Raw genomic sequence first — 26,040 nt, forward strand, 5'->3', positions numbered from 1 at the left:
AATCCAGCTATGGAATGCTCAAATAAAGGGCTTTGACCTGACGTTATTGAGCAGCTTATTTTTTATAAGCCTTTTAACATCCCGCCGTCCAGAGGAATATTGGCTCCAGTCAGATAACTTGCATATTCGGAGCAAAGGAAAGCGACGAGATAACCGTATTCTTCAGGTTTACCCAGACGCTGCGCAGGAACCTGTTTTAACCGCAATTGCAGCGCTTCCTCGTAAGATATACCCATACGTTGAGCGTCAAGATTGGTTAGCGACTGGATACGGTCCGTATCAAAAAGGCCTGTCAAGATGCTATTGACCGTCACCCCCTCCTTAGCGACATCCGTTGCCAGCGATTTACTCCAGCTAAGCAATGCTGTACGGATCGTATTAGACAACACTAAATTAGATACCGGTTCTTTCACAGTTGAAGAAGACACATTAATAATACGTCCGTATCGATTTGCCAACATATAAGGCAGCGCACATGAGGTCGTGTAACAGTGATTTTGAAATAAGAGCTCAAAAGCATGCTGGTAATCCGCCAGATTTTTTTGGTCTATGGTTCCTGCTTGCGGCCCATTCGAATTGTTGATTAAAATATCCACCTTATTCGACTCAAAGTAATGTTCGATCTGTTTTTTGTATGCTTCGTGATCGTTATAATCTACCAGGATATATTGGTGTACCTGTCCTTTGGAAGTATCCAGACCTTCACAGGTACGTTGTAGCTTTTCCTCATGTCGGGAAGCCAATGTTACAGATACGCCACATGAGGCAAGCACTTGGGCAATACCTGCTCCTATACCAGCAGAGCTCGCTCCGATCAGGGCTTTTTTCCCATTTAGATTGATTTCCATATCTTTTTATTTTTTATTTTATAGCGTGTATGTATGCATAGCCAATCATCGTAGCTGAAAATGCGTTCTAACCCCGGTTAATCGTTGTCCTTTGCTCGGATCATAGCAACAAATAAATATATGGCAAAGACCCATGCTGAGCCAAGGCATATCCAAGCAAAAATGGGAATTCCCCACCACTGTGGTTCTACGCGTGCGACAATAATCATCCCACCCAGTAAATTGAGTGACATAAACATAATTCCGATGACAATACGATTCACACCTTTGCGTAGAATCGTATTAAAGGATCGGGCACTGATCAATCGATGGTTGAGCGTAAAATTTCCTGTTCGAAATAAGCGCACAAGGGCCCGCATATCTTCAGGGAGTTTTTCAACATCGCGTGCAAAAGATTCAACTTTGTGTTTCCCTTTTTTGAAGATTGCCTCTGGAGAGAGCCTCTCCATCATAATCCTTCGAGCAAAGGGTTTGATACTCTCCATAATATTGAGATCGGGATACAATTGGCGTCCAATACCTTCCATCAACGATATACCGCGCATCAACTGATAAATATATTCTGGAAAATACAAACGATTGTCGCCAATAATTTTCCAAAGTTTATTGAACAGTACATCTAAACTTAGGTCTCCGAGCGATACATTATCGATCATATCAAAGATCTCGTAGAGCGACCGTTCAAACTGATTACGATCCGGAATATGACTAACCACAGCAACGTCTTCAATCACATCCGCAAGTCGCACTGCATCTTCGGAAATAGCCGATTGAATAAACTCTTCAAGCTGCCTACGGTCTATACCTAATAATTTACCCATATTACCAAAATCCAAAAAAGCGATCCGTCCATCGGGCATTACCATCATATTTCCGGGATGAGGATCGCCATGGAAGAAACCATGGATAATCACTTGCTCGAGGTACAAATTGATCCCATTTTTTACCAGTGTCTGGACATCCATTCCCCGGCGCTTAATTTCATCGGCATCGGTTACCTTGAAACCATCAAGATATTCCATACATAGAACACGGTCTGAGGAGAGTTCAGGATAAACCCGCGGTGTCTTAATCAATTTATTCCCTTTAAAGTTCTTTGCGAAGCGATCGATGTTATGCCGCTCAATCACTAAAGACATCTCTTCCTGCAGGGTCATTGCAAAAGATTCAACAATCAGCGAAAGATTAAGATTTTCCAGCACATCATTGTACATGGTTAGAATTTTGGCAATATCACGCATGAGTGCCAGATCACAGCGCATCACCTCATCGATGCCGGGACGGCGCACTTTTAACACGACTTGGGTTCCATCTTTTAAGGTCGCACGATATACCTGTGCAATAGAGGCCGCAGCAAAAGGTTCGGCAGCAATCTCCTGGAAATGTACATCAATATCCAGCTCAAGTTCTTCCTTGAGATACGATTTAATATCCACTTCAAAGGGGGGAACATTATCCTCAAGGCGCTTAAGTTCATCTACGAGATCTTGGGGCAACAACCCCTCCCGTGTTGAAGCCGATTGTCCAAGCTTGATAAAAGCAGGACCGAGCTCCTCAAGAGCCATGCGAATACGGGCATAAACACTGATATTATCGACGTCAATAGCATGTTCTACAGCAGATCGGGATCCCTTCCAGGGCAATCGAGCGATCGCATCTTTAAAACCATATTTGGCCAATATACTTAAGATCTGGGAACTGCGCTGTAACTTCTTTGTCGGATTAAACATAACGGACAACGGTTTTCAATGACAATATACGAAATATCCATGCCCCAAAAAGCAAACACCTATAAAATGAAGCGGATATTCCATATGGACTAAAAAAACTAATCAGAAGGAGATGAAACAAAAACCTTACCTATTTTAGTTCTGGTCATTTTGACAGGAAAATCAAGTCTTCAACAGCATAAAATACATGCAAGTTGGCTGTAAATTATTCGGCTTCCATTTGGTCAAGCTTTTCCTTTATCTGTGTAATATAATTGCTATAATAAGCACGAATCATAAATTCTGTCAGACCAACAACAAGAACAATGGAAGTAATTGCGGAAAGGATCATCCACATAATAAAGTTAGGATCCTGTTGGAAAGTATCCTTGAAATGGTATAATCGATCAAACCAGATGGTAGTCCTATTCTGTGCAATCATAATAAGATAAAGAAATAAAGCTTGCGGAATCATTACATAGGCCGCAATCCGATAGGTCTCTACGGCATACTTCAAATCGTAATACAACTTGAGCAAGTGTTCTTTAGAAGCCAACAACTCGATCTTTTTTGTACTCTTTACCAAATAAAAGAACCTCCGGTAATATAAAAGACTGGATAAGGATATCTGTACGATAAAAAAGTAATACGCAAATGCAGCATAACCTTCAATCTTATACATCGGCAAAATAGGCACCAAAAACAGAAAGCCCATACACACGGCCCAAGAAATAAACTCACGTTTGATATTCTTGCGCAGCTTACCCATGATATTACCGACTTCCTTATAGTATTTGAGATTTGGATTCTGTAAATCCTCGTCTGTAGGCTGTTCCTGCCAAGATTTTTTTAACTCATCAAAATTCATAGGTGTATTTTTTAATGATTTGTTGAATTCGCTCCTTCGTGCGGTTTAATTTTACGCGGGCATTGACTTCCGATATACCCAGATTTTCTGCAATCTCGCGATGACTCTGACCTTCCAAAAACAAAAATATCAAGGCTTTTTCAATGGCGTTAAGCTCTTGAACAGCCTGATAAAAGACTTTCAGTTGCTCATCTTTATCGGTGTCGTAAGTTTCTTCTGCAAAATCATGCCGCTCCTCTAACGCCTCAAAGATCTGATGTTTCTTTTCTTTTTTTAAAAATACCATTGCGGTATTGAGGGCAACACGGTACATCCATGTTGAAAATTTACTCTGTTGCTTAAATGTCGCATAGGATTTCCACAGCTGATAGACAATCTCCTGATACAGATCTTGCCGTCCCTCATGGTCATCCATATACATGCGGCTCACCTTAACGAGAATACCTTTATTCTCGTCAATCAGTCGAAGAAATTCTATTTCTGATGGGTTCACCTTGCGATTTTTCTTTAAATATATTTAGGTAATAAGTATAGCAAACAAACAAAGTGTTACAGCTTTATTTAAAAATATGTAAATTGTTATGAAAAAAGAGGCTAATCGCTGAAGATTATGGAGAATATATTTTATCAAGGTCAGATTATATGGGCGCAGATCGATGCAAATAGACATATGCGGCATTCTGCTTACGCAGATATCTGCGCACAGGCCCGCAGTAACATGTTGAACAAAATGGGCTTTTCACTGGATAAATTTGCCGAATTTCATATCGGTCCAATTTTATTTCGGGAAGAACTCATCTATTTTAAAGAAGTGCATCTGGATGAATATGTACAGGTAAAAGTAGAGCTGACAAAATATAATAAAACGAATAGTCGTTTTTCATTTATACATCAGGTTTTTCGTAATGACGGAGTTTTGTGCTGTACCGTCAACGTCGATGGAGCCTGGCTCGACCTTCAAAAGCGGAAATTAACGAAGTTACCGGAAGAGATGGAGCCTTATCTCGCCAAAATTCCCCGATCTGAAAACTATGCGGAAACTGAATAGTCTTTTCATCACGTCAGGACCATCCTGACAAAAGAAAAATCCCTCGGAACACAAACGGAACTCCGAGGGATTAAAACATAAACTAAACCTAAAAACTATTGTCTTCTGCTCACCTTTGGTCATTCCCAAAATGAACTATTTCTTGTATGCTGCTGGATTATTTAACTTCAATCAGACGTTTTGCAATGATTGCATCTTCTTTCTTGCCAACAGTCAAAATTAATATACCACCTTCATAGGCAGCCTCGATATTGCTATAATCTACGGTCTCTGGCAATGTAAATGATCTTGAGAACGAAGAATAATTGAATTCTTTTTTGCTGTATAATTTTTCTTCACTCACACTTTCCTCTTTTTTCTCAGCTGAAATGGTAATTAGATTTTTATCAACATTGATCTTAAAATCCGATTTATCCAATCCAGGCGCTGCCATTTCAATTTTAAATGATTTTTCAGATTCTGATATATTGACCGCAGGTACACGGGACACCAAACGATCGGAGATGAAATTATCATTGAATAAGTTGTCGAATACAGTGTTTACAAATGGATTTACTGCATCGGTGTTTAAACTTTTTGTAGGGAATTTAATTAATGCCATTTTTTGTCCTCCTAATTTTTTGTTTTATTGTTAAGCTTTTTTGTTCCAAACTATTTGAAGAGAATTATTCAATTTACGTACCAGCAGGTTTTAAAAGACAAAATGTCATTTAAAAATAAAAATTAATGTCATTTTGTCTTAAAAACAAGCTATTTTTAACTACTTAGCGATCAATTTGTCATCGGCGGACCCCTGCCTATCCCAAATTGTCCCTATACACACTAACGTATAGGAGACAAAACAGTTTATCAGAAATTGTCATTTTTTATTAGGAGCCGAAACGGAGCATTCAATTAGCAGCGTACCGTATAAGAGAAAAAGCTTTTATGAAACGTTGTTATTTTTACTGAGCATCTCAAATAGAGCGTTCAAAAAACATTAAGGTTGATTTTGTTCCAATGAAGCAATCAATAAGGATTTGACAGCATCGTAAATATAGTCCTTAGCCTCTGCATAGGAGATCCCATAACGTCGCGGTACGACATCAGCATAATGTGGAAATGGCGCAAATAGTTTATCATAATAGGCATCCAGTTGTACTATGGTCGGCAACTCAAAAGCCAAACGAAGCTGAAACCGCCGGATAATGGCTGTATCCAATATTTCAGGATGATTCGTTGCTGCAATCAATACCGCTTCAGCAGGAAAATAATCGATCAGCTGTATAATGGTGTTCACGAGACGGCGCATTTCACCAACATCCTTTTCTTCACTAATCCGCGCCTTTCCGATCTGATCGAATTCATCTAAAAACAGAACTGCTTTTTCACGCCCTGCTTTATCAAAGACCTGTTTGATGTGCTGCGAGGTTTCGCCAATACGAGAAGAAATGAGGTTGCTCAAATTCAACACATAAATTGGTTTTTCTAGCGCTGTAGCCAGCGCTTTCGCCGTTGTTGTTTTTCCGCAACCCGAATAACCGTGCAGTAAAATCTTATTGCTCACCGGCAGACCATATTGCGAAAGCTCTTTAATATAACGATGCTCTTTAATCAGCTGATGCAGCTTTTGACGGCTGTCCTCTTCCAAGAAAACATCCTCCAAAGCAATCCTTTCCTTATCGGCTATGACAAGATCGTAAATATTCATACTATTAATTTAAGACTATCAGATAACGATTGGCAAAACTAATTCTTTCAGTTGATATTGCGCTGATCCAGTTTCGTTTTAATCCTTGAAATATTTAAGGCTAACTTGGGAGCAGGAAAGGTCCCCACCAAAGGGAGGGTTCGATTTGCGTATCACCACTTCGATCGTCAGAGCATGGGATACTCTTTCCCGAATCTGTTCGAGTATTTCTGAAGCCGCAGATTCCAGTAGCTTACGTTTAGGTAGCATGACACCGGCTGTAATCTGGTAAAGTTCTTCGTAATTGAGCGTATTGTTTAAATCCTCTGTCTCGGCATTCAAAAAGGGAAAACATACGTCAATAGAAACAAAAAATTCATTGCCTAGCACCTGTTCTTCTTCATAGTAACCTATTGGTGCATAGAACCGGGCTTCTTTCAGCGATACTGTCTGTAAAATGGTTGCCATGCACAAACCTACTGAAATTGTTCCAAACAAGTGGGATTATTTGTATATTTAACCATACCAAAAACCCAACAGATGAACTTTTCTTTATCCTCAGCGATAGCAACAACACTCTTATTTGGCGCCACTGCATTACAGGCCCAAACAAATATGAAACCCAGCGACACCGAATATTATAGTCCGGTACCACCGACAGTAACAATCAATCAGGGTGTACCAAGCGATGCCATTGTCCTTTTTGACGGCAAGGATCTTAGGCAATGGAAAAGTGAAAAAGGCAAAGCCAATTGGACAGTGGCCAACAACGTACTTGAAGTAAAACCGGGGGCTGGAGCCATTGAGACCAACGAACACTTTAGCGATTTTCAATTGCATATTGAATGGAAAAGCCCCGAAGTAATCAAAGGCGAGGGCCAAGGAAGAGGCAATAGCGGAATTTTCCTCCAAGGGCTTTATGAAATTCAGGTATTGGACAACAATAACAACCCAACCTATGTCAACGGCGGAGCAGGCAGTATTTACAAACAGCGCCCACCCCTGGCGCAGGTAATTGCTCCGGACAAATGGCATGTGTACGATATTATTTATAAAGCACCTCAGTTCAATAAGGATGGAATCTTGACCGCTAAAGGAACAGTAACGGTCCTACATAACGGCGTCATTGTACAAAACAATACCCAAATCGATGGCACAACCGAATACATCGGACTACCAAAGCAAATAAGCCACGGACCAGGTCCAATTGTATTGCAGGATCATGGTGATTTGGTCCAGTTCAGAAACATCTGGCTACGTAAACTATAGCTCAGCGGCAAGACGTAGCGGTTTATAGCAAACAATTTAAGTTAGAAAAGCAACAATTCTGTACTAGGTTTTATAGGGCTATTTCCCTAATTTAGCCCTATAAAATTTAAAAACAAACGGAATGTAATGAGCTACTTGCGCCTTTAATTTCCTATCGCAACAGGTTTAGAAGCCTCATGTGATTATTGGACTAATGAAGCGCAAAATAACCACTGGAATGGGCTCACGTATGACGTTGTGTATAAACATTCACACAATATTACAGTTTAATGAAAAGAATTGCGCTATTCTTCTTGTTGTCGAGCTCCATCAGCAGCTATGCACAACGCAACCTCAATTTAGAAGAAACAGTATTTGGACCCCGAACTTACGCCCCAACATCAATAGCCGGAGCATCGTGGATCCCAAAATCAAACAAGCTCTCCTATCTCGATAAATCGTACCAGAATCTATTATCAAAAAGCGCTTCCAACAACTGGAGCGAAACTAATCTAGCCTCTAAAGCAGACCTCGAAGCAGCATTGAAAACGGCTATTCCGGGCGAAACATTCAATCTGCGGATGTTTCCTTACGACTATAAATGGCGTGATGGAAACGCGCTATTACTCCAAGTCGATGGAAAAGATAAAACTTACACGGTGACCTACAATATCAAATCAAAAAATATTGAAAGCTTTATCGGCAATGACAACAAGGGAGCTAATCGCGAGGTATGTTCTGATTTTTCAAAAATCGCCTACTTAATAGACAATAACATTGCAATTGTTGACAAAGACGGCAAAATTACTTCCGTCACCAACGATAACGACAAAGGAATTGTCAATGGTAGTGATTACACCCATCGCCAGGAATTTGGCATCAAGAAAGGAATGTGGTGGAACAATCAAAATGACAAACTGCTGTACTATCACAAAGACGAAACGATGGTCGCCAATTATCCATTACCGCAATGGAGTTCCAAAATTGCGGATATCAAATGGATAAAATATCCAATGACAGGTCAAAAATCGGAAGAAGTTTCGTTGATCGTTTACAACACCACCACGGGACAAAAGGTAACCCTCCAAACCGGTGAGCATTCAGAGCAGTATTTGACCATGGTTACCTGGGATCCTTCTGGTAAATACATCTACGTCGGAGTACTTAACCGTGGGCAAAATGATCTTAAAGTCAACAAATATAATGCAGAAAACGGTTCTTTGGTCAAAACCCTGTTTGAAGAAACTGCGACAACCTGGGTTGAACCTGAAAACCCATTGACATTCTTACCAAACAAACCGGATCAATTCCTTTATCAATCCGATAGAGATGGTTATAATCAACTTTACCTCTACAACACGGAAGGTAATCTGATCAAAAAACTCGGCTATAAAGACATCGTTATGGAGGCATTGCTCGACTTTTCGGCTGATGGCAGCAAAGTAAGCTATACAGGAGTCACCAACAACGGTTTAGATCGCCAATTATTTGAGGTCGACCTAAAATCAGGGAAAACGGTTCAATTAACAAATGAATCGGGCACGCATCATGCTGCACTAAGTAGCGATGGCAAGTATATCTACGATCAATATAGTAATTTAAAAACACCAAATAAAGTTCAGGTCAAAGAAGTTAAATCTGCTAAAGAAACTACCTTAGTCAATGCAGAAAACCCTTTTTCCGGAAAAATAAATGATCCTAAAATCGAATTTGTACAGTTGACATCCGCAGATGGGAAATACCCATTGACAGGACGTATCATTTATCCCAACGACTTTGATCCAGCTAAGAAATATCCGGTCATGTATTATTTATACGGCGGATCACATTCGCAGCTTGTTTCCAACAAATGGCTAGGAGGCGCTGGATATTTTGACATGTATATGGCGCAACAGGGCTATATCGTCTTCACAATGGATAATCGCGGCACGAATTACAGAGGCCGTGATTTCTATACAGCTACGCATCGCAACCTCGGTCAAAATGAAATGGCCGACCAGATGAAAGGAATAGAGTTCCTTAAATCAAAATCTTTTGTTGACCAACAGCGCATGGGTATTTTCGGGTGGAGCTTCGGTGGTTTTATGACAACTTCCTTCATGCTCCATCATAACGATATCTTCAAGGCTGCAGTAGCTGGAGGTCCTGTAATCGACTGGAAATTTTATGAGGTGATGTACGGCGAACGTTACATGGACACGCCGCAAGAAAATCCGGAAGGTTATAAATTGACATCGCTCCTCAATAAAGCCGATCAACTGAAAGGAAGACTATTGATTATTCACGGCGCACAAGACCCTGTCGTTGTACAACAAAACAGCATGGAGTTTTTAGAAGCCTGTATTAAAGCCGGAAAGCAAGTAGATTATTTTCTATACCCGACTCATGAACACAATGTAATGGGAAAAGACCGTATTCATATGTACGAAAAAATTGCGGACTACTTCAATCAGCACCTCAAAAACCCATCATAAAGTCGGGAAAACAAGAAAAACCAAAAAGGCATCTTTCAATAGGAAAGGTGCCTTTTTGGTTTTATACTATACAATACGTATCTTTAATAGCAACGCTTTAACCGATTATCCACAGGCTTTGAAAAAGAACATTCCTTTTATCCTGATCATACTGCGCCTTGTCTTAGGCCTGTTGCTATTGCTCTTTTACTGGCTCAAAGTGGACCATTTTAAATGGTATGCAATTTCATTTCTTGTAATCGGATTGTTGAGCGACATATTTGACGGCATTATCGCCCGTAGGCTAGCGGTCTCCACAGCGCTCTTACGCCGCTGGGATTCCAGTGTTGATCTCCTGTTTTTCGCCTGTATTACATGGGCAAGCTACTTGAGCTGTCCCCAATTTTTTAAGGATCATGCAACATTAATCTTGATCCTGGTCGGATCAGAGATAGTAACCTACATCATTAGCTTTGTAAAATTTAAAAAAGAAATTGCAACACACTCCATTGGCGCGAAGGTCTGGACGCTGTTTTTATTTGCGTTTCTGGTCGAACTATTGCTTCATTGCCAGTCGACAATCTTATTTCAGTTGACAATCTGGCTAGGCCTGCTCACACGTCTGGAAATTATTGCTATTATCCTGACGCTCAGAAACTGGTCTAACGATATCCCAAGTATCTACCACGCTATCCAGCTACGCAAAGGAAAGACAATCCGAAAAAACAAGTTGTTCAATAGTTAATGTGACTCCTGATCCAAGCCTTCGGATAAACTATACAGTGTCCAGTGTTTTGTTTTTATAGCCTGAGATTCTGCCCGAAGCAATCGGATAAAATCCTGCACCCCAACTTCCTCATTCCCATTACCATGAATCAGGACAATACTTCCGTTTTTGGCCTGCTGCCCTTTTGCCAACCAGGCATCCGAGCCTACCACAATAAGACCATAGGACAATAGTTGCTCAATGATACGCCGATCGGAAACTAAGCCCGGACAACGAAAAAATACCGAAGGCAGAAGACCGTTTTTCAGCATCAATTTTTCATTCTCCAACACTTCATAACCTAGATTCGTATTTTTGGAAAGCAAAAAATTGGATGTTAAAGGATTACTAGTAAAAACATGGTCATACGTATGATTGACCCAGGTAATCTTTACTCCCTTTGCATCCAATGACTTTAGCCATGCCAGATCTGCGGCATGATTTAGCATCCATTTACCCGAAACAGAAACGGCCAGTGGCAGGCTGCGATCTATCCCCTTAAACGTAGCGAGAAGATCTTCAAAAATAGCCCTGTCCAAAGGTTTGTGTGAAGGACATAGATCAATCGTCAAATTAATACCAGCCTCTTTGGGAAGCCTAAAATTCAGCCCCGCATCCTGTAAGTTGTTTTCAGTTTTTCTGACTAAAGAAAAACAGCTTTCGTATACCGAACCACTTAGACTTTTTGTAACCTGAGCCGCATCGTTGTACAGAACGCTGACCGATCGATCTCCTACTACACGCGTTTGCAGTGTAGTAGGATCTACCGTTAAATAATATTTTACAGTATTTGTCGTGAAACTACGGATCCCAACCAGAGAATTATTATTTTCACGGAGAATTAACCACTCGGTTCTATAGTTTTCTAAATTGGCAAATGAAACCTGTCCATGAGAGAGTAGGGCGCACACCAAAAATAGACCAACAAAAATGAGCTGTTTCATCATCAGTTGCCACTCGTTCTTTTAGACTGTAGATTTGTTGGCCATACCGTCGGCTTGCCATCTTTATCAATTGGCAATGTGATCTTATCGCGGGAGACCAACGTAGGCTCTTCACAGGCAAGGTAAGTCAAAATCGCAACGATAATGGCGTTTTGTTTTACTTCATCAAACACAATCTTATCATAGGTATCCCGATTGGTATGCCAGGTCACCTTACCATAGTCCCAGGATGTGGAAGAGAGCCCAAAGGCCGGAATTCCTTTCTGAACGAAAGAAGAGTGGTCACTCCCCCCTGTCCCCGGCATGCCTGGAAAACTGGTTTGGATTTCATTACGGAACTCTTCAGGCAAATATTGCACCCAGCGGCTTATATATTCGTAAGATTTTTCAAAACCACTGCCTCCTATCCGGACAATTCGCCCTGTGCCGTTATCCTGATTCCATACCACCTGTATATTTTTAGCGATCTCGGGATGATCTTCGACAAAAGCTGAAGAGCCATTCAGCCCCTGCTCCTCACTTCCCCAGTTACCGACCAAAATCGTTCTTTTATTATCCGGGTAAACCTTCCTTAAAATGCGGACAGCCTCCATCATGGTAATTACTCCTGTCGCATTGTCTGTCGCTCCCGAAGCGCCGTCCCACGAATCTAGATGCGCCGAAAGCACAACATACTCGCCCGGTTTTTCCTTTCCCTTGATCTCCGCGATACTATTATAGGTCTTTGATATTCCAAGCTCTTTTGAATTTCCCTGTAGCGAAACCCGAGGTTTGACCCCATGTTCTGCCATGCGGTATAACAGACCATAATCTTCCAGACCGACGTTAAATACCGGAATTTGTTTGGACTTCGCATCAAAAATCCGTGTAATACCGGGCAATTCCGTCCAATAGGAATCGATGACACCAACGGCACCAGCATTCTCCAAAGCCAATGGCAATGTCCGACGCGTGCTTCCCGTATAGGACATACTACTCTCCCATTTTTTCAACTGATCATTTTTTAAGGCTTGATATTTTTCATAACCTTTCGGGGAAGCTGACTCCTTCCAGTTGGCATCTGACCGTCCCGAAAGCGGATTCATTCCAATCAATACGATCTTGCCTTTGACTGTCTTAAGCCAAGACTGAAAATCAGACGGGGAGCTAAATAAGGGCATTACCACAACCTCGGCTTCAACCCCTTTCTCCTTGGTCACGGGACTGAACGCCAACTGTGTACCTTCCAAAGATTTTATGCGGGGATAGGTCATCGTCACCTGAGAAGTTCCTCGTTCCCAGGAACGCCATTCACCATAGGGCTCGTTGCGAGCCTGTGCGCCAAGCGCATTATAATTTTTGACAACCCAATCATGCGCCTGTTGCATTTGTGGACTCCCGACAAGACGGGGGCCAATCATATCGACAAGCTCAAACGCATACTTCTCCAATTGTGAATTTGCATTTGCCTCCTGCACAATTGATGAAACCATCGCTTCTTTATTTTGAGCAAAAATAGCTGGAGCGCTCAGCAATAGAAGTGCCAGCCCTAAAGATTTCATTCCACGCTGTTTCATTAAATCTACCTTCATGTATATATCTTTATTTATTGTATAATTCTCTGTTAATACGCTAACACTACGAGCGCAAACTACGTGTTGCTATATTCCACTAGCTCTCAAAGAAGCTCCAGAAAAAGACAGTGCTCCGGTCACCTTAGTTAATTTAGAAACCCAAAGTTTCCTGTGATTGGTTTTTCCGAAAATTACTAAAGAATATTTAAAAACACACATTCATTTTTAATCAATTAAATAATATACCCTTATTTAGTTGAAAAGAAAACATAAAAAAGCCTGAAAAGAAACTTTCCAGGCTTTACCAAATATAGATATGAGGGTTGATTAGTTACACGGCTTCCACTTTGGATTTTTCGTAGCTCTCTTGGTGAACCGAGGCCACAGCCCGACCCGATGGATCATTCAGATTCTGGAAAGAAGCATCCCAAGCTAAGGCTTCCGGCGTACTGCATGCGACAGATTTTACCGATGGAACAGTTTGTGCTGCCGCTGTTGAAGGAAAATGCGATTCGAAAATTGTCCGATATAGAAACTCTTCTTTGTTTTTCGGGGTGTTTATCGGGAAGCGCGTTGAAGCCTCGGCAAACTCCTGATCAGAAACTTTACTTTCAGCCTGTTCTTTCAAGGTATCGATCCAGCTATAGCCTACACCGTCAGAAAATTGCTCTTTCTGGCGCCATGCGATGCTTTCTGGCAGATAGTCTTCAAATGCCTTACGTACAACCCATTTCTCCATCCTTCCTTCGCGAATCATTTTATCGGAAGGGTTGATACGCATCGCAATGTCCATAAATTCTTTATCTAGGAAAGGTACACGCCCTTCAACACCCCATGCTGCAAGTGATTTATTTGCCCGCAGACAGTCGTACAGGTAAAGCTTTTTCAGCTTACGTACAGTTTCCTCGTGAAATTCCTGTGCATTTGGCGCTTTATGAAAATAAAGATACCCACCAAAGAGTTCGTCTGAACCTTCACCCGACAATACCATTTTAATGCCCATTGATTTGATTACACGAGCTAATAAATACATCGGTGTAGAAGCACGTACCGTCGTGACGTCATAAGTCTCCAAGTGGTAGATCACGTCACGGATCGCATCCAATCCTTCTTGGATGGTAAAGTTGATCTCGTGGTGTATTGTTCCGATATGATCTGCTGCTTTCTGTGCCGCAATTAAATCCGGTGCTCCCTTCAATCCCACCGCAAATGAATGCAGTTGAGGATACCAGGCATCTTCTTTGTCGTCACTTTCGATACGTTTGGATGCAAACTTCTTCGTTACTGCGGCAATAACCGATGAATCCAATCCACCAGACAGCAGTACACCGTAAGGTACATCTGACATTAATTGACGATGAACCGCATCTTCCAAACCTTTGCGCAAAACAGCGATATCGGTCTCGTTGTCTTTTACAACATCGTAACTTTCCCAATCACGTTGATACCAGCGCTGCGGAGCTTTCCCCGTTTTGCTATACAAGTAATGCCCCGGAGGAAATTGTTCAATCGTCGTACAGAAACCTTCCAGTGATTTTAATTCGGATGCAACGAACAATTGCCCCTGTTCATCTTCACCATAATATAGAGGGATAATTCCCATATGGTCACGTGCGACAAAAAAGGAATCATCACGTGAATCATAGAGTGCAAAACCAAAAATACCATTTAATTCATCCACAAATGAGGGACCTTTCGCTAAATATAATGCCAACACAACTTCAGAGTCACTTTGTGTCGAGAACTCATAATCAGGAAGGCTATTTCTTAATTCATGGTGGTTATAGATCTCGCCATTAACTGCTAGTACAACTTTACCGTCCGGACTGTACAATGGTTGACTTCCAGATTTAGGGTCAACAATAGCTAACCGCTCGTGTGCCAATAAAGCTTTCTCACCGGTGAATATACCCGACCAGTCCGGACCACGGTGGCGAATACGTTTTGACATTTCTAATACTTGAGATCTCAATGAGCTTGCAGGTTGCTTTAATTCAAAAGCGCCAATAATTCCACACATATTATGAAAATTTTAAATATTTCGTTTTTACATTATGTTATTGACACAAAGTAAAACAATTAAAAACTAAATTCATAATAATTTTTAATATTTATTATATTTTTATCAAAAATACTTTTCAAAACAAACAAAATTATCAATGAAACACTTATTTGTTTACAATAATCACACAATCTATTAACAATTGATCTGCAGATTAATCGTTAAATTAACATCGTAATCAAATAACCAGGACATGGATCTAATTAGAACCTTCTACAGTGAACTTGCACTGACTCCACAGGAATTAACTGCAATTACAGAAAAACATGAAGCCATAACCGTCAAAAAGGGCGATTTTATATTGACCAAAGGACAGGTTTCAAATGCTTATTACTTGATTGAGTATGGACTTACACGCTCCTTTTTACACGATTATGAAGGCAATGAAGTTACCATAGGCTTCTGTACGGACAATGATGTTGTCATTGAAGTCGCCTCTTTTTTTCAACGCCATCCAACGGTGGAAAATATCCAGGCACTCATGGAAACCCGTCTCTGGAAAATAAAGTTTGAAGATTTTCAGGAACTTTTTCATCAGATTCCTGAATTTAGGGAATGGGGGCGTTCTTGGATGGCCAAGGAACTTGTTCACAGTAAAAATAGGGCTATTGCCATGATTACCGAACCTGCTACTACCCGCTATTTGCGCTTGATTAAAGAAAAACCAATATTGATACAGCAGGCACCACTCAAGCATATTGCTTCCTACCTGGGCATCACCGACACTTCCCTAAGCCGCATCCGGAAAGAAATTGTCCACGGAAACTAAACCGTGGTAACGCCCAAAGGACTACTTTTTTAAATCTTGCCTTAAGGCAAGATTTTTAAGAAAACTTCAGCTTAATTTTACCAATGTGCTTCCAAGCTATTTATATAGTCTTATAGGAAGGAAAAATTGAGAAAAGAGTTAAAAGAAGTAATCATTATATTCAAAAATTAGAAATCATGGCAAAATTACACGCTTATCTAAATTTCGACGGAAACTGTGAAGAAGCATTCAACTTTTATGAAAAAGTCTTCAATACAAAAAATCCTGGCTTCATGCGTTATGGAGATATCCCTGCCGACCCACAGATGCCACCTGTTCCAGACGAAGCAAAAAACAAAATCTGTCATACAGCAATTTCGATCAACGGCGATAGCATGCTGATGGGAGCTGATGTCGTACCTGCTTTTGGACAACAATATATCCAAGGAAACAACAGCTATGTCATGCTGATGTGCGAAAGCACCACCGAAGCGAAAGCTTTGTACGATGCCCTGAGCACCAATGCAAAGGTCGTTGAAATGCCACTCGGCGAAACATTTTTTGCCGAACTATACAGCGCTTTTCAGGATCAATTCGGCATTTGCTGGATGGTTTATTTTGGTGGAAACAAAGAACAGGATTGCGAAAGTAACGCTTAAGCCAACTGCTTAGTCGACAAAATAGTTGAAAAAGAAAGGGCAGTAATCTATTGTTACTGCCCTTTTTATTCCCGTGGTTTCGTTATCGTGTAGCACCGATGCTACCCTGTGGAATGGCCATTTCAATGTTGTCTTTTCAAAACTGCCACAACAAGATATTTTCCTATGCATCTCAGGTTTTTACCGCTACCAGGTTAAATTTATTATTTTTTCACCAGTACTTCTTCCTCAAACAGGATCCCATCCCAACCATTTGTCCTAAATTGACGAATGTTCTGATGGCCATCTCCATCTGGATTATCGAGTACATTTTGATAATGTTCGGCAAAAAGGCGCAATGTATCTTCCTTAGAAAGATTATTTAACTGCGCAAAATAGAAAATTTTTGCACTACCTTGATTTTCTTCTTTCGAATTTTTCAGCGTCCCATTTTGAAATGCACCGGGACTATAGCTGTACTGATCGGCTATATGTGCCAATACTTCCTGAAACTGTAATTCGCTTCCTTTTGATTTATCCAATAATTCTGTTGTAGTCATCTTGATATTAAACCTTTTAAAATCTATTCTAAATTAATTTTTCAACCATAAACCTGAATGAACAGGAATTAGCGCTCTTAAATAATTCCGTGTAGTGACCCTCCCTTTGCAGCAAGTTGATCCACACGCCTTTCCACCGCTTCGTCTTTAATCAGCGCCGGCGCATGATGGGGTTTTGTCCGCGCATCAATAATTAGCGGTCCCTTACAACCCCAATGTTTAAATGTTGTAAAACTATGTATTCCATAAATATCAAACGCAGGGTTACTTCTGGTAAACGTTGTCCAAACAAAATTATTGACGGTAGCGGCGGTGAAGTGAGCATCATCACATAAGACGATCAACGGGAAACCTTCCCAGGCGAGTCCTGCAGCAGCGCGGCACCATTCGGCCATTATTTTCGGCTCATTCTCATAGGTAGAGAATGCCTGACCATCGATGGCAATAATACCGGGCATAACAAATTTTGCCTGATTGAAAGGTCGGGGTAGTTCAAAACCAGCCGGCAATTCACGGCTCAATTCTCTTTTCTTTGTACCAGCGGCAGCAAAAACCACCTTGGAACCGGTATTTAATCCATCGCCAGAATAATCCAAGGTATCGATAGTCGTATTGGTCTGAAAATGAACATCTCGAGTAAGGTCTATCCGTTCAAGGATATGACCCAAAAAAGCCGGAATATCATAAATATCCAATTGCGGATTATCTTCATTTGCTGAGATAAACAAATATTTAGCAAGGCTGAGCTGATTTTTACCCAGTATCTGATTGGCTATCGTTAAAATTTCTTGCGGTCGATCCACACGCTGATAAGGCGTATACCGTTCGGACCCTATTGCAAAAAGTAAGGGATGTACACCAGCGGCATCAACAGCATTAACTGCATGGAGACCTGAAATCTCCTTTGGAATGGCCGCCCCCGTAATTTCGTGGATTAAGGCACCAAAACTGGTGTCTTCCTGCGGCGGCCGTCCCACAACGGTAAAAGACCAAATTGGATTTTTCTTATGGTACACATTATGCACCTTCATCAAGGGAAACGGGTGAGTTAAACTATAGTATCCGATATGGTCACCAAAAGGACCTTCCGGTTTATTTTCGTTGGGATAAACAGTACCGGTAATCACAAAGTCTGCATCTGCCGAGATACAAAAACCTTCATCATCATAAAAATAACGGAACCTTCTATTTCCTAATGCCCCGGCAAAGATCATCTCAGAGAGTCCTTCCGGTAGCGGCATTACAGCAGACAAGGGATGTGCTGGCGGTCCGCCGACAAAAATACTCACCTTTAAAGGTTTACCGAGCGCATTTGCCTTAGTTTGATGGATTCCGATACCACGATGCAACTGATAATGTAAACCAATCTCCTGATCGGGCAGATAATCATTCCCGGAAAGCTGAATCCGATACATCCCCAGATTGGCCTGCATAATACCGGGTTTGGCAACATCTTCTGTATATACCTGCGGCATCGTCACAAAAGCACCGCCGTCCATAGGCCAGTTGACGATCTGCGGAAGTTTACTAATCGATGTTTTACCATGAAGTATGGGAGCCCCCGATTTTTTTTTCCAGGGTAAAGCCCCAAGGGCTGTCATCGAGGAACCAATATATTGAAAAGGATTTTTAAGTACTGCAGCAGGATTCATCTTAACATCCACCAACTTCTTCAGGTGGTCTAACGAATCCCGAAACATAAACTTCGAGCGTTCCAGCGTTCCAAACAAATTAGATACAGCCGGAAATTCCGAACCTTTGATATTTTCAAAAAATAAGGCGGGCCCTTCCACATCAAACACCCGCATATGGATGGCGGCCATTTCCAGATAGGGATCGACCTCTTCTTTGATCCGGATTAAATGACCATGTTTTTCAAGATCCGCAACACATGCTTCTAAACTATTGTATCCCATATATTAAATCTGCTTCAACACGTTAATCCACAAATTTAACAGAATAATTTATTAAACAGGATATAAAGAAAAAACCTTTCGCGATCTTGGATCTCGCTCCCTTATCATCAGTATAACAACCTCAACCATTACCTAGGTATCCATGCAGACATAGGATTTCAAGGGTGTAAATTCAAATGCCTGTACGCGCTGCCAAGTCGAATTATCTACATTTTTCTCATAATAAAGTACTCGCCTAAATTCATCAATATCTTCTTTATTGATATCATTCAACCTTGTCAACAAGAGCTTAGCAAAGAATTTATTGACGCCTATTTCTCTCTTTTGGCCTTCGGAAGTGCACTTCAGGAAATGGTAAAATAAGCCTCTAAATGTCATTTCCTCATTGCCACCGAGGTAAATAACTTCTGATATAAAATTATTTTCCCAAGGCATTTCTCGTAGCCAGCGGTAAACATCGAGCAAAGGCAGGGGGCGAAACTTCAGGGAAGCCACCCAGTTCCAATAAAATATGGTCTGCCGTTTGGCAAGTTTCGCAAATATGCGGTTCAAGACACTCTCCTTCCCGATGACGCTACTTTTAATCACAATGGTATATTGGACGCGTAAATTTTCCAGCAGATCACGCACAGGCTCCAAAAAATGTTCATCCATTAGCCTCGCGACATAAATGACGCGGTTATTTCCGGCACGTCTACAAATTTCCACGAAATTGCGCAGACCAAGCAATTCAAGCTGAAGCTGTATATCATTGTCAAGTGAGGGAACCTGCGTAAAATAAATTCCAAAATTGAGTTCAGCAATCTGAAAATTCTCAAAAGCTTCGCCTTTTCGCAACAGATCCAATTCAAAAAGCTTTGCCGTCACCTTTTCCTTTACTATTTTATTAAAAAGGGATAAGTTGCGCACTAATCCAGTCACATCAAAATCTTTGGATTGCAAATAACAGGATGCCCGTCGTCCCAAATAGGTATTTAGCCCGCTGATTAAAACCTTTTTCATTCGAATTCTCTATATTTTTGGCTTTGAAACTACCACGATTTAATGATTCGTTCTCACGATCGTGAGCCATTAAATAGGATCGTTCCTTCCTAGTACGCTGTATTTTATATATTACCCTTTTAATCGCTAAAACGAATAAAATCCCTAGGACGGTTCCATTGGTGATGCAGCTATCTTTTCCATGTTTTTCTTACGCTTTTAGTATGTTACTCGGATTGTTTCAAGAGTAACGGAAATAACTTACAAATATCATAATTCCCTGATTTTAGAACAGAGAAACATCAAATAAGTTTAACACTATTTTTATTTTTTCCTAACCAAAATAGCGTAAACCATCCAAACAAGTACCGCCATTGTCCTTTTTTTGTCAATTCGCGCATAAATACTTTCAAGAACACAATATCCTTATATATTTGTAAATCTTCTGAAAATAGGCTGCACTAAAAAGTATTTATCTTCACCTCTATGGACAAAAGGGCTACAATGATCTGGTTTCGCAATGATTTAAGACTTCATGACAATGAAGTATTTTATCAAGCTTCTGAAAAAAGTTCATTCATCATCCCGGTATACTGTTTTGACCCCCGATATTTCGACCGCAATCAATTTGGCACTTTAAATACAGGTGTCCTGCGAGCGGCTTTTGTCATTGAAGCCGTGACCGCTTTAAAAGAAAAATTAAAGAGCCATGGTAGCGACTTGTTGACTTATGTCGGCAAACCTGAAGATATTATCCCAAGAATAGCCCAAAAATACCAAGTCAACGAAGTGTATCATCACCGCGAGGTGGCACTTCGGGAAACTTCTATTTCGGAGAAAGTAGAAAGTGAGCTTTGGAGCAGCAAAATAAATTTGCGCCATTTCATCGGTCACACCCTCTACCATAAGGAAGATCTTCCTTTCCCTATTAAAGATATACCCAATGGTTTTTCTATTTTCAAGAAAAAAGTTGAGCGGGAAAGCCTGGTGCGGCAACCCATCCCATTTCCGACCAATTTTCTTACCCCGCCCCATCTTGAGGACACCAAAATTCCTTCATTAAAAGATTTGGGCTATTCAGAGGAAGAGATCAAATCTGTTGATGACATCTATATTCTCGGCGGCGAAGACACTGCGCTCAGTATTATGCATGCGTTATTGTCAACCTATCCTGAAACGGACCAGGACCCTTTGATTCTAGGGCCTTTTATAGCGTCAGGTGCCTTGTCACCTATTTTACTTTATAACAATATCAAAAAACTGGGTGAAGGTAAGAAAGACAAACGATTTGAAAAGATTGTCGACATTCTGCTCTGGCGCGATTATTTTAGGTTTATGCTTAAAAAATATCCGAATATATTCTTTAAGCCACAAGGCACCAAGAACAGCTCCCCTCAGGATCATCCGACCTTAGACGGGAATGAAGAATTATTTGAAAAATGGAAATCGGGCCACACGGAACATGATTTTATAAACAGTGTGATGATCCAGTTACAGAAGACCGGCTATATCCCTTATCAAGCACGCTTAATCGCAGCTAGCTATTTAGTTCATGAGTACCAGGTCAACTGGCTTCGTGGCGCTTCCTGGTACGAGGAGCACCTATTAGACTATTCTCCGGCAACTGTTTATGGACAATGGTCTCATATTGCCGGAGTTGGGACAAGCGAAAAAGACAATAAAGCGCTGGACTGGCAAAAATTGATCAAAACTCATTTCCCAAATGGACTTCCAAAATTGGACGAAATACTCGTTAAATAAATCTTCGGCAGAAATAAATAATTCCAATAGAAAATAAATTTGTAGGACGTTGGAAGCCCTTTTTAAATCATGCTAAAAATGTTAAGAATTGGATAGGTTTATTGATTAAATTATTCAATTTCAGTATTAGAAACTCTTTTTTTATTCATAACTTTGACAAATTTCATAGTTTTAATTGTAAATGGACAATCTGACATATTTGAGTAATGCTGATTCGGCTTATGTCGATGGCTTATATCAATCGTACAAGCAAGATCCCCAATCGGTAGATTTCGGATGGCAAAAATTCTTTGAAGGTTTTGATTTCGGTCAAAATGCTGGCGGAACAACAAGTTCAGTAGGCGAGGCTACTCCCGAGCACGTATTGAAAGAAATCAATGTGCTGAACATGATCAATGGCTACCGCGACCGTGGCCACCTATTCACACACACTAACCCTGTTCGTGAAAGACGTAAATACTATCCTGGAAAGGAATTGGAAACGTTTGGTCTTGCAGAAGCAGACATGAACACCGTTTTTAATGCAGGTGTTGAAGTCGGTTTAGGTCCAGCAACATTGAAAGACATCCGTCAATTGGTGGAGGATACTTATTGCCGTTCTATTGGTGCAGAATTCAAATATATCCGTAATCCAGAGAAAATTAAATGGTTACAGGACCGCATGGAAGCGGATCGTAACATGCCAAAATTTTCGTTGGATACCAAAAAGAGAATTTTAAACAAATTAAACCACGCCGTTGTATTCGAAAACTTTTTAGGCACTAAGTTTTTAGGTCAAAAACGTTTCTCGTTGGAAGGTGCAGAAAGTTTAATCCCAGCATTAGATTCGGTCATTGAAAAAGGTGCAGAAATCGGTATCCAGGAATTCGTTATCGGTATGGCTCACCGTGGCCGTCTGAATGTCTTGACTAATATCATGGGTAAATCTTACAAATCAGTATTCTCTGAATTTGAAGGTAAAACCTACGCTGATGATCCTGAAGTAAACTTTGGTGGTGACGTAAAATACCACTTGGGCTTTTCTTCTGAGGTTAAAACGAACGATGGCAAATCTGTCCATTTAAGTTTGGCACCGAACCCTTCACATTTGGAAACTGTAGATCCAATCGTTGAAGGCATGGTTCGTTCTAAGATTGACTTCAAATACGAAGGTGACTCGTCTAAAATTGCACCGATCATTATTCATGGTGACGCAGCGATTGCTGGACAAGGTGTAGTATACGAAGTAACCCAAATGTCGAAATTAGATGGCTACAAAACTGGTGGTACGGTACATATTGTGATCAACAACCAAATCGGTTTTACAACGAACTATAAGGATGCGCGTTCTGGAACATACTGTACAGACGTGGCAAAAATCACTTCTTCACCCGTGTTCCATGTGAACGGTGATGATGCTGAAGCGGTAGTTTATGCGATTAATTTAGCTGTTGAATACCGTCAAAAATATAAAACAGACGTATTTATCGATCTATTATGTTATAGAAGATTTGGACACAACGAGGCAGATGAACCAAAATTCACGCAACCATTGTTGTATAAAATCATCGAAAAACATCCAAACCCAAAAGAAGTTTACGCTAAAAAATTAATTACGGAAGGAAGTATTGACGAGGCGTATTCAAAAAATATCGAGAAGGAATTTAAGGCTGAATTACAAAATAAATTTGAGGAAGCTAAAACAGTTGAGGTATTGACTGAAGAAATTCCGATGTTTAAAGGAGCATGGGAAGGATTGCGTCCCGCTAAAAAAGGTGAAGTATTAACAACCTCGGATAAAACGAAAGTTGCAAAGGATTTATTCTTAAAATTAGCGAAAGAAATCACGACCTTACCTTCGGATAAAAAATTCTTCCGTAAGATTACACGTTTATTTGAAGATCGCGCCAAAATGATCACTGCTGATTCATACGATTGGGCAATGGGCGAATTGATGGCTTACGCGACTTTATTGGATCAAGGTAACCGTGTACGTATCTCGGGTCAAGATGTACAACGTGGTACATTCTCGCACCGTCATGCGGTATTGACACTTGAAGATTCGGAAGAGAAATACGTTCCTTTAGCGAATATTAAAGGTGGTGATAAATTCTCTATCTACAATTCATTACTTTCCGAATATGCTGTTTTGGGTTTTGAATATGGTTATGCATCTTCTAATCCAAATTCGTTGACAATCTGGGAAGCTCAATTTGGAGATTTCTACAACGGTGCTCAAATCATCGTCGATCAATATCTATCGAGTGCAGAGACAAAATGGAAACGTTCTAACGGTTTAGTGATGATGCTTCCTCACGGTATGGAAGGTCAAGGTCCTGAACACTCTTCAGCGCGTATCGAAAGATTCTTAGAGTTATGTGCAGATGAAAATATGATCTTAGCAAACTGTACTACTCCGGCTAACTATTTCCACCTGTTACGTCGTCAACTGGTACGTGAGTTCCGTAAACCATTGGTTGTATTTACGCCAAAATCATTGTTGCGCCACCCTAAAGTGGTATCACCATTAAAAGATTTTACAGAAGCTGCTTTCCAAGAGGTAATCGATGATGCAAATGTTGCGGCGAAAGACGTTAAACGCGTGTTATTCTGTTCGGGTAAAGTTTACTACGACCTATTAGAGAAACAAGAAGCGGATAAACGCAAAGATATCGCTATCGTGAGATTGGAGCAATTATTCCCAATTCCTACAGAGCAATTGAAAGCAATCCGTAAAAAATACAACAAGGCAAAAGAATTTGTTTGGGTTCAGGAAGAAAATGAGAACATGGGCGCATGGTCTTATTACTGCCGTAAACTCATGGGTACTGAGATTGCATTTACAGGTTTTGTTGCCCGTAAAGAAAGTGGAAGTACAGCTACGGGTTACATGAAACAACACGTTGCACAGCAAGCAGAAATCTTAAATAAATCATTCGAATAAAAACAATTTAAAATCAATTGCGTCTTAGCTATAGGACGCAATTGTCAATAAAGAACATTATATATGAGCTTAGAAATTAAAGTACCAACCGTAGGTGAATCAATCACGGAGGTAACCTTATCACAATGGTTGAAACAAGATGGCGATTATGTGGAGATGGATGAAAACATCGCCGAACTGGAATCAGACAAAGCAACGTTTGAATTACCAGCTGAGAAAGCGGGTATCTTAAGAATCATTGCACAAGAAGGTGATACTTTAGAAATCGGTGCCGTTGTTTGTACAATTGAAGAAGGCGCTGCTCCTGCCGGTGGTTCAGCTCCAGCTGCTGCCCCTGCTGCAGAAGCGTCGAATGCAGCTCCAGTTGCGGCTGCCGCTGCAAAAGATGAAGATCCAGATAGCTATGCTGCTGGTACAGCTTCTCCTGCTGCTGCAAAAATCTTAAGAGAAAAAGGAATTGATCCTGCTACAATAAAAGGAACAGGTAAAGAAGGTCGCATCACAAAAGAAGATGCCGAAAAAGCTCAACCTGTTGCTAAAGCTGCTGCACCAGCAGCAAAACCTGCCCCTGCTCCTGTTGCGACAGTTGCTCCGGTAGCGGGTGCAAGAAACGAACGTCGTGAGAAATTATCTTCATTACGTAAAACAATCGCGAAACGCCTAGTTGCCGTTAAAAATGAAACGGCTATGTTGACAACATTCAATGAAGTCAATATGCAGCCGATCATGGATCTACGTGCTAAATATAAAGACACCTTTAAAGAGAAATTTGGAATCGGTCTTGGCTTTATGTCATTCTTTACAAAAGCAGTAACAACTGCATTGGCTGAATGGCCGGCCGTAAATGCCCGTATCGAAGATAACGAGATTGTATATTCTGATTTTGCAGACGTTTCAATCGCAGTTTCTGCACCTAAAGGTTTGGTTGTTCCGGTTATCCGTAATGCTGATGCCATGTCATTGGAGCAAATTGAAAAAGCAATTGCTACATTGGCAGGTAAAGCCCGTGACAACAAATTAACGATTGACGAGATGACTGGTGGTACATTTACGATTACCAACGGTGGTGTATTCGGATCAATGATGTCTACACCGATCATCAATGCACCACAATCTGCAATCTTGGGTATGCACAACATCATCCAACGTCCTATTGCTGAAAATGGCCAAGTGGTGATCCGTCCAATGATGTACATTGCGCTTTCTTATGATCACCGTATCATCGATGGTCGTGAATCAGTAAGCTTCTTGGTTCGTGTAAAACAATTATTGGAAGATCCAGCTCGTTTATTGTTGGGTGTTTAATCCGCCATTAAGCGTGGAACTATAAAAAGGAACGACCTAT

The 26,040-nt window shown here is 40.8% G+C and carries 22 protein-coding genes; 9 read left to right on the forward strand and 13 right to left on the reverse strand.

Annotated features, from left to right (window positions below):
* Positions 1-62: 62 nt before the first annotated feature.
* From AAW12_RS04575 to AAW12_RS04590, 4 genes are all read right to left on the reverse strand, one after another.
* Positions 63-848 (reverse strand): SDR family oxidoreductase, encoded by a 786-nt coding sequence (locus AAW12_RS04575; protein WP_046672421.1) that lies wholly within the window; start codon positions 846-848, stop codon positions 63-65.
* Between the two features lie 77 nt (positions 849-925).
* Positions 926-2,578 (reverse strand): ABC1 kinase family protein, encoded by a 1,653-nt coding sequence (locus AAW12_RS04580; protein ID WP_053003524.1) that lies wholly within the window; start codon positions 2,576-2,578, stop codon positions 926-928.
* 205 nt (positions 2,579-2,783) lie between these two features.
* The gene (locus tag AAW12_RS04585) at positions 2,784-3,425 is read right to left on the reverse strand and encodes a hypothetical protein (protein WP_046672422.1); all 642 of its coding nucleotides are present in this window, start codon (positions 3,423-3,425) and stop codon (positions 2,784-2,786) included.
* Positions 3,415-3,918, reverse strand: coding sequence for an RNA polymerase sigma factor (locus AAW12_RS04590; protein ID WP_046672423.1), 504 nt, complete (start codon positions 3,916-3,918; stop codon positions 3,415-3,417). Before AAW12_RS04590 ends, AAW12_RS04585 begins: the two co-directional genes overlap by 11 nt.
* A 117-nt stretch (positions 3,919-4,035) precedes the next feature.
* Between AAW12_RS04590 and AAW12_RS04595 the strand changes: the two genes are divergently transcribed.
* Complete coding sequence (locus AAW12_RS04595; RefSeq protein WP_046672424.1) at positions 4,036-4,473, forward strand: acyl-CoA thioesterase; 438 nt, start codon at positions 4,036-4,038, stop codon at positions 4,471-4,473.
* Between the two features lie 157 nt (positions 4,474-4,630).
* On the opposite strand, the gene AAW12_RS04600 is transcribed toward AAW12_RS04595, so the two are convergent.
* The 3 genes from AAW12_RS04600 to AAW12_RS04610 all read right to left on the reverse strand — a co-directional run bounded on the left by AAW12_RS04600 (position 4,631) and on the right by AAW12_RS04610 (position 6,610).
* A complete protein-coding gene (locus AAW12_RS04600; protein ID WP_046672425.1) occupies positions 4,631-5,074 on the reverse strand; it encodes an Hsp20/alpha crystallin family protein in 444 nt (147 codons plus the stop codon).
* Between the two features lie 378 nt (positions 5,075-5,452).
* Complete coding sequence (locus tag AAW12_RS04605; RefSeq protein WP_046672426.1) at positions 5,453-6,163, reverse strand: AAA family ATPase; 711 nt, start codon at positions 6,161-6,163, stop codon at positions 5,453-5,455.
* Positions 6,164-6,241: 78 nt separating this feature from the next.
* Complete coding sequence (locus AAW12_RS04610; protein ID WP_046672427.1) at positions 6,242-6,610, reverse strand: dihydroneopterin aldolase; 369 nt, start codon at positions 6,608-6,610, stop codon at positions 6,242-6,244.
* 72 nt (positions 6,611-6,682) lie between these two features.
* On the opposite strand from AAW12_RS04610, the gene AAW12_RS04615 reads away from it, so the two are divergent.
* From AAW12_RS04615 to AAW12_RS04625, 3 genes are all read left to right on the forward strand, one after another.
* A complete protein-coding gene (locus tag AAW12_RS04615; protein WP_046672428.1) occupies positions 6,683-7,411 on the forward strand; it encodes a DUF1080 domain-containing protein in 729 nt (242 codons plus the stop codon).
* 269 nt (positions 7,412-7,680) lie between these two features.
* Positions 7,681-9,864 carry a S9 family peptidase gene (locus AAW12_RS04620; protein ID WP_046672429.1) on the forward strand — a complete coding sequence of 728 codons (2,184 nt, stop codon included), beginning with the start codon at positions 7,681-7,683 and terminating at the stop codon, positions 9,862-9,864.
* 118 nt (positions 9,865-9,982) lie between these two features.
* Entirely contained in the window at positions 9,983-10,588 is a 606-nt protein-coding gene (locus AAW12_RS04625; RefSeq protein WP_197083973.1) for a CDP-alcohol phosphatidyltransferase family protein, read from the forward strand.
* Here the strand turns inward: AAW12_RS04625 and AAW12_RS04630 are convergent.
* From AAW12_RS04630 to asnB, 3 genes are all read right to left on the reverse strand, one after another.
* A complete protein-coding gene (locus AAW12_RS04630) occupies positions 10,585-11,556 on the reverse strand; it encodes a polysaccharide deacetylase family protein (RefSeq protein WP_046672430.1) in 972 nt (323 codons plus the stop codon). The genes AAW12_RS04625 and AAW12_RS04630 overlap by 4 nt on opposite strands.
* Positions 11,556-13,124 carry a M20/M25/M40 family metallo-hydrolase gene (locus AAW12_RS04635; RefSeq protein ID WP_046672431.1) on the reverse strand — a complete coding sequence of 523 codons (1,569 nt, stop codon included), beginning with the start codon at positions 13,122-13,124 and terminating at the stop codon, positions 11,556-11,558. Before AAW12_RS04635 ends, AAW12_RS04630 begins: the two co-directional genes overlap by 1 nt.
* Before the next feature lie 313 nt (positions 13,125-13,437).
* Positions 13,438-15,126 carry an asparagine synthase B gene (gene asnB / locus AAW12_RS04640; protein ID WP_046672432.1) on the reverse strand — a complete coding sequence of 563 codons (1,689 nt, stop codon included), beginning with the start codon at positions 15,124-15,126 and terminating at the stop codon, positions 13,438-13,440.
* A gap of 235 nt (positions 15,127-15,361) precedes the next feature.
* Here asnB and AAW12_RS04645 point away from each other — a divergent pair, with 235 nt between their 5' ends.
* Positions 15,362-15,937, forward strand: coding sequence for a Crp/Fnr family transcriptional regulator (locus tag AAW12_RS04645; protein ID WP_046672433.1), 576 nt, complete (start codon positions 15,362-15,364; stop codon positions 15,935-15,937).
* A gap of 176 nt (positions 15,938-16,113) precedes the next feature.
* Positions 16,114-16,575, forward strand: a complete 462-nt coding sequence (locus AAW12_RS04650; RefSeq protein WP_046672434.1) for a VOC family protein — start codon at positions 16,114-16,116, stop codon at positions 16,573-16,575.
* A 203-nt stretch (positions 16,576-16,778) separates the two neighbouring features.
* Here the strand turns inward: AAW12_RS04650 and AAW12_RS04655 are convergent, their stop codons facing one another.
* The 3 genes from AAW12_RS04655 to AAW12_RS04665 form a co-directional block, all read right to left on the reverse strand.
* Positions 16,779-17,114, reverse strand: coding sequence for a HopJ type III effector protein (locus AAW12_RS04655; RefSeq protein ID WP_046672435.1), 336 nt, complete (start codon positions 17,112-17,114; stop codon positions 16,779-16,781).
* A 77-nt stretch (positions 17,115-17,191) separates the two neighbouring features.
* Positions 17,192-19,030, reverse strand: coding sequence for a UbiD family decarboxylase (locus tag AAW12_RS04660; RefSeq protein ID WP_046672436.1), 1,839 nt, complete (start codon positions 19,028-19,030; stop codon positions 17,192-17,194).
* A gap of 132 nt (positions 19,031-19,162) precedes the next feature.
* Positions 19,163-20,032, reverse strand: coding sequence for a hypothetical protein (locus AAW12_RS04665; RefSeq protein ID WP_046672437.1), 870 nt, complete (start codon positions 20,030-20,032; stop codon positions 19,163-19,165).
* A 483-nt stretch (positions 20,033-20,515) separates the two neighbouring features.
* On the opposite strand from AAW12_RS04665, the gene AAW12_RS04670 reads away from it, so the two are divergent.
* The 3 genes from AAW12_RS04670 to odhB all read left to right on the forward strand — a co-directional run bounded on the left by AAW12_RS04670 (position 20,516) and on the right by odhB (position 26,000).
* On the forward strand, positions 20,516-21,772 hold the full coding sequence (locus tag AAW12_RS04670) for a deoxyribodipyrimidine photo-lyase (protein ID WP_231585207.1): 1,257 nt from the start codon (positions 20,516-20,518) through the stop codon (positions 21,770-21,772).
* A 181-nt stretch (positions 21,773-21,953) separates the two neighbouring features.
* Complete coding sequence (locus AAW12_RS04675; RefSeq protein WP_046672439.1) at positions 21,954-24,695, forward strand: 2-oxoglutarate dehydrogenase E1 component; 2,742 nt, start codon at positions 21,954-21,956, stop codon at positions 24,693-24,695.
* Positions 24,696-24,758: 63 nt separating this feature from the next.
* Positions 24,759-26,000 (forward strand): 2-oxoglutarate dehydrogenase complex dihydrolipoyllysine-residue succinyltransferase, encoded by a 1,242-nt coding sequence (gene odhB / locus AAW12_RS04680; RefSeq protein ID WP_046672440.1) that lies wholly within the window; start codon positions 24,759-24,761, stop codon positions 25,998-26,000.
* The last annotated feature ends 40 nt before the right edge of the window (positions 26,001-26,040 follow it).

It is taken from the genome of Sphingobacterium sp. Ag1 (assembly GCF_000988325.1).
Lineage (GTDB): Bacteria > Bacteroidota > Bacteroidia > Sphingobacteriales > Sphingobacteriaceae > Sphingobacterium.